This is a genomic window from Stenotrophomonas sp. GD03958 (genome assembly GCF_029839005.1).
GTDB lineage: Bacteria > Pseudomonadota > Gammaproteobacteria > Xanthomonadales > Xanthomonadaceae > Stenotrophomonas > Stenotrophomonas hibiscicola.
Genome location: NZ_JAOBZT010000054.1, coordinates 19,408 through 30,362, shown reverse-complemented (window position 1 = coordinate 30,362; position 10,955 = coordinate 19,408). Strand labels below are relative to the sequence as shown.

At 68.5% G+C, this 10,955-nt stretch carries 9 protein-coding genes; 6 read left to right on the top strand and 3 right to left on the bottom strand.

The genetic code is table 11. The features are described 5' to 3' along the window. Positions 1-245: 245 nt before the first annotated feature. Both xseA and queG read right to left on the bottom strand, forming a co-directional pair. Positions 246-1,577 (bottom strand): exodeoxyribonuclease VII large subunit, encoded by a 1,332-nt coding sequence (gene xseA / locus N5C25_RS14995; RefSeq protein ID WP_279937213.1) that lies wholly within the window; start codon positions 1,575-1,577, stop codon positions 246-248. A 44-nt stretch (positions 1,578-1,621) separates the two neighbouring features. Next, positions 1,622-2,692, bottom strand: a complete 1,071-nt coding sequence (queG, locus tag N5C25_RS14990) for a tRNA epoxyqueuosine(34) reductase QueG (protein ID WP_251103399.1) — start codon at positions 2,690-2,692, stop codon at positions 1,622-1,624. A gap of 23 nt (positions 2,693-2,715) precedes the next feature. On the opposite strand from queG, the gene N5C25_RS14985 reads away from it, so the two are divergent. The 6 genes from N5C25_RS14985 (at position 2,716) to N5C25_RS14960 (ending at position 10,294) form a co-directional block, all read left to right on the top strand. Then, on the top strand, positions 2,716-4,200 hold the full coding sequence (locus tag N5C25_RS14985) for a bifunctional ADP-dependent NAD(P)H-hydrate dehydratase/NAD(P)H-hydrate epimerase (RefSeq protein WP_058979650.1): 1,485 nt from the start codon (positions 2,716-2,718) through the stop codon (positions 4,198-4,200). Beyond that, complete coding sequence (gene tsaE, locus N5C25_RS14980; RefSeq protein ID WP_019660526.1) at positions 4,197-4,679, top strand: tRNA (adenosine(37)-N6)-threonylcarbamoyltransferase complex ATPase subunit type 1 TsaE; 483 nt, start codon at positions 4,197-4,199, stop codon at positions 4,677-4,679. The genes N5C25_RS14985 and tsaE overlap by 4 nt, the downstream gene beginning before the upstream one ends. A gap of 82 nt (positions 4,680-4,761) precedes the next feature. Next, the gene (locus tag N5C25_RS14975) at positions 4,762-6,330 is read left to right on the top strand and encodes an N-acetylmuramoyl-L-alanine amidase (protein WP_019660525.1); all 1,569 of its coding nucleotides are present in this window, start codon (positions 4,762-4,764) and stop codon (positions 6,328-6,330) included. Positions 6,331-6,490: 160 nt separating this feature from the next. Then, complete coding sequence (gene mutL, locus N5C25_RS14970; RefSeq protein ID WP_058979654.1) at positions 6,491-8,395, top strand: DNA mismatch repair endonuclease MutL; 1,905 nt, start codon at positions 6,491-6,493, stop codon at positions 8,393-8,395. A gap of 11 nt (positions 8,396-8,406) precedes the next feature. Further along, positions 8,407-9,339 carry a DUF1684 domain-containing protein gene (locus N5C25_RS14965; protein WP_251103398.1) on the top strand — a complete coding sequence of 311 codons (933 nt, stop codon included), beginning with the start codon at positions 8,407-8,409 and terminating at the stop codon, positions 9,337-9,339. 1 nt (position 9,340) lies between these two features. Beyond that, on the top strand, positions 9,341-10,294 hold the full coding sequence (locus tag N5C25_RS14960) for a TraB/GumN family protein (RefSeq protein ID WP_279937212.1): 954 nt from the start codon (positions 9,341-9,343) through the stop codon (positions 10,292-10,294). Between the two features lie 74 nt (positions 10,295-10,368). On the opposite strand, the gene phaR is transcribed toward N5C25_RS14960, so the two are convergent. Further along, a complete protein-coding gene (phaR, locus tag N5C25_RS14955; protein ID WP_026347074.1) occupies positions 10,369-10,896 on the bottom strand; it encodes a polyhydroxyalkanoate synthesis repressor PhaR in 528 nt (175 codons plus the stop codon). Between the last annotated feature and the right edge of the window lie 59 nt (positions 10,897-10,955).

The following is a 10,955-nucleotide window of genomic DNA, read 5'->3' as shown; positions in this document are numbered from 1 at the left end:
ATTCATCCACGCATGGCGTGGATCTACCGACCGTCATCGGGACACTGTCGAGGGTGGGGCGGTGTGGCTGTGCAGGACCGTGGCGCCATGGATGGCGCCATCGAGCCCCCAGGGATGGGTTTACGGCGTGTCCTGCACAGCCACACCACCCCGCCAAGCTATCAGCAATCCAGAGCCGCTTTCGCTGTTGCTTCGGCTGTTGCATTTGCCTCTGCAGGTGCAGGGCGCAGCCCTGCCGAACCCCTTTACTTGACCTGCACGTCGATCACGCCGTCGCCCACGCGCGCCTGCAATGCGTCGCCGGGCTGTACCTGATCGACCTGGCGCACCAGCGTGCCATCGTCACTGCGGGTCAGGATGCTGTAGCCGCGCGCTACAGTCGCCAGCGGGCTGACCGCTTCCAGCGAACGCGCCAGCCCGCGCAGGCGCAGCGCATCGCGTTCCAGCAGACGCTGCATCGCTGCCTGCGGTCGTCCGCGCAGGGCGGCCAGGCGGCGTTGCATCGTGTCGAGCTGGCGCTGTGGGTGGTGCCCGCGCAGGACCGCCGCTGCATGGCGAAGGCGCGCAGCACGGCGCTCCTGCTGCTGGTTGAACGCGGTATGCAGGCGCCGGCCCAGATCGAGCTGGCGGCGGCGCAACAGGTCCAGTCGCGCCTGCGGGCTCTGCGCGTTCAGGCGCAGCAGGGCACGGTCAGCACGTTGCATCGCCTGCTGCATCGTGTGCCGCTGCAGCTGCGCCATGCGTGCCGCGGTGCGGCGCAGGCGCAGGGCCAGTTCGCGCTGGTCCGGTACCAGCAGCTCAGCCGCCACCGATGGCGTCGGTGCACGCAGGTCGGCGGCGAAGTCGCTCAGGCTGAAGTCGGTTTCATGGCCCACCGCAGACACTACCGGGGTGCGGCTGGCGGCGATCGCACGGGCCAATGCTTCATCGTTGAAGGCCCACAGGTCTTCCAGCGAACCGCCACCGCGGGTCAGCAGGATCACGTCGTAGCGGCCGCTGGCATCGGCGGCCTGCAGCAGCCGGGTGATCTGCGCGGCGGCACTGCTACCTTGAACCAGGGTCGGCAGCAGGTCCACTTCCAGCAGCGGGAAGCGGCGGCCGAGCACGCTCAGCACGTCGCGCACAGCGGCGCCGGTGGGGGAGGTGATCACCGCAAGGCGCTGCACGTGCGCCGGCAGCGGCCGCTTGCGTGCCGGGTCGAACAGGCCTTCGGCCTCCAGCCGTGCCTTCAGCTCCTCGAAGGCGCGGCGCAGTGCGCCTTCGCCGGCTTCCTCCATGTGGTCCAGCACCATCTGGTACTCGCCACGGGCGTCGTACAGGGTCACCTTGCCGCGCACCAGCACGCGCATGCCTTCGCGCGGCACGAACTTCAGGTACTGCGCCTTCATCCGGAACATTGCCGCGCGCAGCTGCGCACGCGCATCCTTCAGGGTGAAATACAGATGCCCGGAGGCGGGACGCGCCACGCTGCCCAGTTCGGCCTCGACCCATATCGCCGGGAAGCTGCCTTCCAGCAGGTCGCGGGCCAGGGTGTTGAGCTGGCTGGGGGTGAGGATGTCGTTGTTGCGTGGGTGCATGGGAACGGCGTGCTGCGGGCGGAACGGGGGCTCAGGATCGCACGTCAGCGCACCGTGTGCTGGCCCAGCGCCCACTGCACGTGTTCACGCACCAGCGGCGAGGGATCATCGACGCGGGTATGCAACGCGGCCAACGCTTCGGCCGAGGACGGTGCATTGCCCAGTGCCACGGCGATGTTGCGCAGCCAGCGTTCATGGCCGCTGCGCCGGATCGGGCTGCCTTCGGTACGGCGCAGGAATTCAGCTTCGTCCCAGGCAAACAGCTGGTCCAGACGGGCAGTGTCGAGGTTGTTGCGCGCGCGGAAATCGGCTTCGTCGGTACGCTTGGCGAACTTGTTCCAGGGGCAGACCAGCTGGCAGTCGTCACAGCCGTAGATGCGGTTGCCGATCAACGGCCGCATGTCTTCGGGGATGGCACCGTCGTGCTCGATGGTCAGGTAGGAAATACAGCGCCGCGCGTCCAGCCGCTGCGGGCCGGTGATGGCCTGGGTAGGGCAGACATCGATGCAGCGCGTGCAGGTGCCGCAGTGTGCCGTAGCCGGCGCATCGATCGGCAGCGGGATATCGATGTAGATCTCGCCGATGAAGAACCAGGAACCGCCGTTGCGGTCGATCAGGCAGGTGTGCTTGCCGATCCAGCCCAGCCCCGCGTTGCGCGCCAGTGCGCGCTCCAGCACCGGCGCCGAATCAACGAATACCCGGTAGCCCAGCGGCGCCACTTCATCGTTGATCTGCGTGGCCAGCTTCTGCAGCCGGTTGCGCATCAGCTTGTGGTAGTCGCGGCCCAGCGCATAGCGCGCTACGTAGGCGCGGCCCGGGTCGGCCAGGGTTGCCCAGGCTTCGGTGTCGTCCTTGTGGCTGTAGTCCATGCCTACCGAGATCACCCGCACCGTGCCGGGCAGCAGCTCGGCCGGGCGCGCGCGCAGGGTGCCGTGGCGCGCCATCCAGTCCATCGTGCCGTACAGGCCCTGGCCCAGCCAGTCGGCCAGGTGCGCCTCGTCCTCGCCCAGCTCGATGCCGGCGATGCCGCAGCGCTGGAAGCCATGCGCACGCGCCAGTTCGCGGATGCGCTGTACGGCCTGGACCGGATCGACAGGGGCGGGGGCGGGAGACATATGCACCAGTATAAAATCCCCGCATGGCCAACCTTGCCGCTCTGTTCGATTCCGCTGCCGCGCGTGCGCTTGATGTGCAGGCCTCGGCACTGGCTGCCGAGGGCGGCTGGGGCCTGATGGCGCAGGCCGGCCAGGCCGCCTGGCAGTGCCTGCTGCAGCACTGGCCGCAGGCGCAGCGGATCGGCGTGGTGGTCGGAGCAGGCAACAACGGCGGCGACGGCCTGGTGCTGGCCCGCCACGCACGGAAGGCCGGGCGCGCGGTGGCGGTGATCGCCTTGCCGGGTAAGCCACCGGCGACGTCGCTGGCACAGCGTGCAGCATCGGAATTCACGTCCGACGGCGGCACCCTCACCGATTTCGACGGCGTGCTGCCCGAGGTCGATATCTGGGTCGATGCCCTGTTCGGTCTGGGCTTCGATCGCGTGCCGGAAGGCGCGGCGCAGGCGCTGATCGCCGCCCTCAACGCTCAGGCAGCGCCGGTTCTGGGGCTGGACGTCCCCAGTGGCGTCGACGCTGATCGCGGTGCCGTACCGGGCGTGGCCGTGAAGGCCGCTTTGACCCTGCAGTTCATCGTGCCGCATCGCGGGCTGTATACCGGCGATGCGCTGGATCATTGCGGGCGGAAGGCGTTGGCGCCGCTGCAGCTGCCCGCGGCCGCATGGCAGGGCGTGTCACCCGCCGTGGAGCACTGGACCCAGGCGCGCTTGCCGGCACTGCTGCCGCCGCGCCGCGCCAACAGCCACAAGGGCGAATCCGGGCACGTGCTGTGCGTCGGCGGCAACCATGGCAGCGGCGGTGCCATCGCCATGGCGGCCGAGGCCGCGCTGCGTGCCGGCGCCGGATTGCTGAGCCTGGGCACCCGCCGCGATCACGTCGGCCCGTTGCTGGCGCGCCTGCCGGAGGCGATGACCCATGCGCTGGAAGACGGCGATGTGCTGCCGGCGCTGCTGGACAAGGCCAGGGTGGTGGCGATCGGGCCGGGCCTGGGCCAGGACGAATGGGCGCGCGCGCTGTTTGCGCGTGCGCTGGCCAGCGCCAGACCGCTGGTGGTCGATGCCGATGCACTGAACCTGCTGGCGCAGGATCCGCGCGCGCTACCGGACGCCATCCTTACGCCACATCCGGGCGAGGCCGCGCGTCTGCTCGGCTGCAGTACCGCTGACATCCAGGCCGATCGCTACCGCTGTGCGCAGGCGTTGGCCGAACGCTTCCACGCCGTGGTGGTGTTGAAGGGCGCAGGCAGCATCGTGACGGCGCCCGGGCAGGCGCCACGGCTGATCGCTGCAGGCAATCCCGGCATGGCCGTGGGAGGCATGGGCGATCTGCTCACCGGCATCATCGCCAGCCTGCGCGCGCAGGGCCTGGCCGCCTTCGACGCCGCCGCGGCCGGTGCGCTGCTGCATGGGCTCGCGGGCGACGCCGCGGCCGCCGATGGCGCGCGCGGCCTGCTTCCTACTGATCTGCTGTCGCCGTTGCGGCGACTGGCCAACCCGGAACTTTCCCGATGATCGATTTCTTCCTTGCCGACAGCGATGCCACTGAACTGCTCGGGCAATGGCTGGCGGCCACCCGGCCGCCGCAGGCGCTGGTCGAACTGCGCGGCGACCTGGGGGCCGGCAAATCCACCACGGCCCGCGCACTGCTGCGCGCGCTGGGTGTCCAGGGCGCCATCCGCAGCCCGACCTACACCCTGGTCGAGCGCTATCCGCTGGCCGGCGGTGGCGAGGCCTGGCATCTGGATCTGTACCGGATCGGGCAGGCCGGCGAACTCGATTTCCTCGGGCTGGACGAGGGCAGCGCGGTACTGTGGCTGGTTGAATGGCCGGAACGCGGTGCCGGTGCGCTGCCGCCAACCGACCTGGTGGTGGCGCTGGAGATCGAGGGACAAGGGCGTCGCGTTCGTCTCACTGGCGCCAGCGACGCAGGGCATGAATGGCTGAAACGGCTTCCCCAAGGAGGCGACTTGCAGGCCATATCTGTCGGCTGACGAGAACAAACACCGGCAGGTTACGGATTATTAAGGAAAAAGGTGTTGCATTCCGTTCAGCGCGGTGATTGAATCCTGAGCCATGCGCCCGGGGAACCGTCTCATCGCCATCTGTGCCGCCGTCGGACTGGGTCTGGCGAGCGTCAGCGCGTGGGCCGGTGAAATTCGCCAGGTCCTGCTGAATACCGGTGCCACCGGCACCCGTGCCGAGATCTCGCTGGTGGGCAGTGGCGGTTACAAGACGCTGTCGCTGGCCGGACCGAACCGCCTGGTGGTCGATTTCCCGGACTCCAGCGCCGTACGCAACCTGAAAATGCCGGCGGCGCAGGGCGTGGTCACCGCAGTGCGCACCGGACAGCCGGTGCCGGGTACCTTCCGTGTCGTTTTCGACCTTGCTGAATCGGTGGCGCCGTTCCGCCCACAGATGCAGCGCGAGGGCAATGAATCCAAGCTGGTGATCGAATGGCCGGGCGATGGCCCGGCCGTGGCCGCCAGCCGTCCGGCAGCGACGCCGGCGGTGCCGCCGCAGGCGCCGGCCAACACGCCCGCACCGACGCCGACGCCGGCGGAGAGCGCGCAGGCGCGTACCGATGCCGCGCGTGCCACGGCGCTGCTGACTGCCCAGGTGCGGCAGCAGGCCAGTGCCACCGCCGCCGCGCCGGCCACGCCTACCCCGGCGCCATCCACCGCGCCGGCCCAGGTCGCGGCGGCGGGTACCGTGGCCAGCAGTTCGCCTTCTTCCTCGCCGGCCGCGATCCTCGCTGGGCAGCGCACCGCAGCGGTGGTGACCACGCCGCCGGCCACGGTGCCTGCGCCGGCACCGACGCCGGTGGAACCGCCGCGCCCGGCCATGCCCAGTGATGCCTCCCGCATCCGCATGCAGGCCGGCATGCGCCATCTGGTGGTGGCCATCGATCCCGGTCACGGAGGCCAGGATCCGGGCGCGATCGGCCCGACCGGCAAGCGTGAGAAGGATGTCACTCTGGCGGTGGCGCGGGAACTGGCCCGTCAGGTCAATGCGACGCCGGGCCTGAAGGCCTACCTGACCCGCGACAGTGACGTATTCATTCCGCTGCCGATGCGCGCGCAGAAGGCGCGTGCGAACAAGGCCGACATCTTCATTTCCATCCATGCCGACGCGGCCGAGAACCGTTCGGCCACCGGTTCGTCGGTGTACGTACTGTCGACCAAGGGTGCCTCTTCGCAGCGCGCCCGTTGGCTGGCAGACAAGGAAAACGCGGCCGATCTGGTCGGTGGCGTTCGCCTGCAGCAGACCGAGGGCACGCTTGCCAATGTGCTGCTGGACCTGGCGCAGAGCGGCTACATGAAGGCGTCCGAAGACGCCGCCGGCCACGTGCTGGGCGGCCTTAAGCGGATCGGCAACAACCACAAGCCGAACATCGAGCGCGCCAACTTCGCGGTGCTGCGTACGTCGGACATGCCGGCGATGCTGGTGGAAACCGCGTTCATCTCCAACCCGGATGAAGAGCGTCGCCTGACCGACCCGGCCTACCAGCGCAAGATCGCCGGTGCCGTGCTCGATGGCGTGCACACCTTCTTCAGCCGCCAGCCACCGCCGGGCACGCTGTACGCGGCCCGTGCCCAGGCCGAGATCGACGCCGCAGCCACCATGGCCGGCGGCAGCAAGTAATCCGCTTCCTGTAGAGCGCGGTAGAGTCGACTGTTAGTCGACTACGTGCGCAGCGCGGGGCTTTTCCGCGCCCGGGCGGAGAGCAGTCGACTGACAGTCGACTCTACCCACGGGCGCTCCGCTATCATCGACCCATGAAGTCTGCTGCCCATCATCTCCCATGAGCGCGCCCGGTCCGCGCCCGATCCGGCCCTTGCCGGAGATCCTGATCAACCAGATCGCCGCTGGCGAAGTGGTCGAGCGCCCCGCTTCGGTGGTCAAGGAGCTGGTCGAGAACGCGATCGACGCCGGTGCCAGCCGCGTAGATATCGATCTTGAAGAGGGCGGTGTACGCCTGATCCGCATCCGCGACAACGGCAGTGGCATCGCGCCGGAGCAGCTGCCGCTGGCGGTATCGCGCCACGCGACCAGCAAGATCGCCGATCTGGACGATCTTGAATCGGTGGCCACGCTCGGTTTCCGTGGCGAAGCGCTGCCGTCGATCGCCTCGGTCAGTCGCTTCACCCTGGCCTCGCGTCGCGCACATGACGAGCATGGTTCCGCGCTGCAGATCGAAGGCGGAAAGATCGGTGAGGTGACGCCGCGCGCGCATGCGCCGGGTACCACGGTGGAAGTGCGCGAGCTGTTCTACAACGTACCGGCGCGGCGCAAGTTCCTGCGCGCCGAGCGCACCGAGCTGGGCCATATCGAAGAATGGCTGCGCTCGCTGGCCCTGGCGCGGCCGGACGTCGAACTGCGCGTGTCCCACAACGGCAAGGCCTCGCGCCGTTACAAGCCGGGCGATCTGTATTCCGATACGCGATTGGCAGAAACGCTGGGCGAGGATTTCGCCAACCAGGCCGTGCGCGTGGATCACAGTGGCGCCGGCCTGCGCCTGCATGGCTGGATCGCGCAGCCGCATTACTCGCGTGCCAGCGCCGACCAGCAGTACCTGTACGTCAACGGCCGTTCGGTGCGCGATCGCAGCGTCGCCCACGCGGTGAAGATGGCGTACGGCGATGTGCTGTACCACGGTCGGCAGCCGGCCTATGTGCTGTTCCTCGAACTGGACCCGACCCGTGTTGATGTCAACGTGCACCCGGCCAAGCACGAGGTGCGCTTTCGTGATTCGCGGCTGGTGCATGACTTCGTCTATCGCACGCTGAAGGACGCGTTGGCTGATACCCGCGCGGGCATGTCGGCGCAGGAGATCGGTGCGGGTCCGGTGCATCCGGTGGACGCCGCTGCTGCATCGATGGCATCGAGCGCGGGCGCATCGGGTTTCGGGCTGGTGCGTGGGCCTGCGCCCGGTGCCGGCTCGGGCGCGGGCGGCGGTGGCTTTTCCGGCTGGCGCCCGCAGCAGCCCCTTGGGCTGCAGGTTGCTGATGCACCGGCGGCCTACGCCGCGCTGTATGCCACGCCGGCCGGTGCCGAGCCCGGGGCGGCGCTTCCCCCGATGCCCGTCGAGAACGGTCTGCCGGTCACCAGTGCCGATGCCGGAGTGCCGCCGCTGGGCTATGCGATCGCGCAGCTGCACGGCATCTACATCCTGGCCGAGAACGCCGAAGGCCTGATCGTGGTCGACATGCATGCCGCACACGAACGCATCGGCTACGAGCGGCTGAAGAACGCGCACGATGGCATCGGCCTGCAGTCGCAGCCGTTGCTGGTGCCGATCACGCTGGCGGTGGGCGAGCGCGAGGCCGATACCGCCGAAAGCGAAGCCGACACGCTGGCCGCACTCGGCTTCGAAGTGACCCGTGCCGGCCCCGGTTCACTGCACGTGCGCAGCATACCGGCACTGCTGGCGCATGCCGAACCGGAAGGCCTGCTGCGCGACGTGCTGACCGACCTGCGCGAGCACGGCCAGAGCCGCCGCGTGGCCAGCGCGCGCGACGAGCTGCTGTCGACCATGGCCTGCCACGGCGCGGTGCGTGCCAACCGTCGCCTGACCGTGCCGGAAATGAACGCGCTGCTGCGCGACATGGAGATCACCGAGCGGTCCGGCCAATGCAACCACGGCCGGCCGACCTGGGCCCGTTTTTCGCTGGCGGAGATCGACCGCTGGTTCCTGCGCGGACGTTGAGGGGAGCATCGATGCGTTATCGGGGAATGGGCGGCCTGCTGGTCGCCATGGTGTTGGCCGCCTGCAGCCCCGCGCCGCCGCCGGCACCGGCTTCGGCCGCGGAGGATCCGTCCTATGCCGCCGGGCAGCAGCAGTGGCGGGTGGCACGCTATCAGGACCTGACCCGCCCGGACGGTTGGACTGCGCTGGTCGGCCTGCACTGGCTGCAGAACAAATCGCACTTTGTCGGCAGTGGCGCGACCAATGGCATCCGCCTGGCGGTGGGGCCGGACAAGCTGGGCCTGCTGCGCCGCGAAGGCAGCCAATGGTGGTTCACTCCCGAAGCCGGTACGGACGTCAGCCATGGGGGCAAACCGGTCCGCGGCCGCATCCGCATCGACACCGACAAGGATCCGCAGCCGACGCTGCTGGCCTTCGATGGTGGCAAAGGCCAGCTCAGCATCATCCGTCGCGGTCCGCGCGATGCGCTGCGGGTCAAGCACGCCGATGCGCCTGCACGCCGTGGGTTCGCCGGCCTGGAGTACTGGCCGGGCGGTCCTGACTGGCAGGTGCAGGCGCGCTTCATCGCGCACCCGCCAGGCAAGACCCTGCCGATCGTCGATATCACTGGCTTGACCACCGAGATGCCGAACGCGGGCGCGGTCGAGTTCCAGCGTGATGGCCGCAACTGGCGGCTGGAGGCGATAGGTGCACCCGGGCAGCCGCTGTTCCTGATCTTCGCCGACCGCACCAGCGGTCGCGGCAGCTATCCGGCTGGGCGTTACCTGGACACCGATGCGCCAGGCGCCGATGGTACGGTGCGCATCGATTTCAACCATGCCTACAACCCACCGTGTGCGTTCACCGCCTATGCAACCTGCCCGTTGGCGCCGCCTGAAAACCGGCTGGACCTGCGCGTGGAAGCGGGCGAGAAGGCCTACCACCTGCCTGAAGGAGAAGGCTGAGATGCCGATCAGATCACTGTTGCGTGCCGCCGTTCTGTTGGCGGCCTGTGCGCTGGCACCGCTGGTTGCAGCACGTACCCTGCAAGCCGACACCGCTGGCGCAGCGGCGGCCAGGCCGCCGGTGCCGTTGCTGTGGAAAGTGACCGGCCCAGGCGACTCACGCCTCTACCTGCTCGGTTCCTTCCACCTGCTGAAGCCGCAGGACTACCCGCTGTCGCCCGATGTCGAACAGGCGTTCGAGGACTCACAGCGGGTAGTGTTCGAACTGTCGCCGGAAGACATGCAGTCGCCCCAGCTGGCCAGCCGCATGGTGCAGGCGGCGATCCGCACCGATGGCAGCGAGCTGAAGCGTGATCTGGATGCGGCCACCTGGCAGAAGCTGCAGGCCTTTGCTGCCCAGAACCAGTTGCCGCTGGCGCAGATGCAGGGCATGAAGCCCTGGTTCGTCGGCCTGAGCATTTCGATCGGGCAGATGCAGAAGCTCGGCTTGGACCCGGCGCTGGGCCTGGACCGCCACTTCATGGAGCGCGCGCAGAAGACCGGCCGCAAGACGGCGGGACTGGAGGACATTGATACCCAGATCGGCATGCTTGACGGAATGACGCTGCAGGAACAGCGGCAGATGCTGGCCGAAGCACTGGACCAGGCCGGCAAGGCCGATGAGCAGGCGCGGCTGCTGCATGATGCGTGGCGCCGCGGTGATGATCGCCTGCTGTGGACCAAGATGGCGGCAGAGATGCGCCAGCAGTACCCGCAGCTGTACCAGCGCATCAACACCGGGCGCAACGATGCCTGGGTGCCGAAGCTGCAGCCGTACCTGCAGGCCGGGCAGGGCGGTACGCTGGTGGTGGTCGGCACGCTGCACCTGCTTGGCAGTGATGGCGTGGTCGAGAAGCTGAAGGCCAAGGGCTACAAGGTCGAGCGCGTGTGCACGGGGTGCAAGGCGAAACGCTGACGCATCGTTGGCGCGATGCCAAACAGAACGGCGCGCCAGGGGCGCGCCGTTTTCGTGTCAGCCTGTGAAGCGGCTCAGCGGCGGGTCTTGCTGCCGGTGCCGGTGCCCGGTTCGTTCGGCTTGTTGCCGGTGCCCGTGCCGGTGCCGCCCGGGCGCGGGCCACCGAAGCCGCTGCCCATGCTGCGCTGGAACTCCTGCCACAGCTCCAGGTTGCGCTCGGTCAGCTGGTTCATCATCGCCCACGGGGTCTGGCCCAGCAGGTTGCCCATCTGCTGGCGGAACTGTTGCTGCTGGTCGAGGAAGACCTGCATGCTGCGCTCCAGGTAGTTGCCCATGAAGCCCTGCAGGGAATCGCCGTAGAAGCGGATCAGCTGGCTCAGCAGCTGCGTGGACAGCATCGGTTCGCCATCCTGTTCCTGGTCGGCGATGATCTGCAGCAGGACCGATCGAGTGAGGTCGTCGCCGCTCTTGGCGTCGCGGACTTCGAAGTCTTCACCGTCCAGGATCAGCTGGCGCACGTCCTCGATGGTGATGTAGCTGGAGATCTCGGTGTCGTAGAGACGGCGGTTCGGATACTTCTTGATGATGCGGGTCGCAGCCATGAAGCGGTACTCGTCACAGTAGACGCGCAGCATGGCGCAGTGCAGCAGCGGTTGCAACC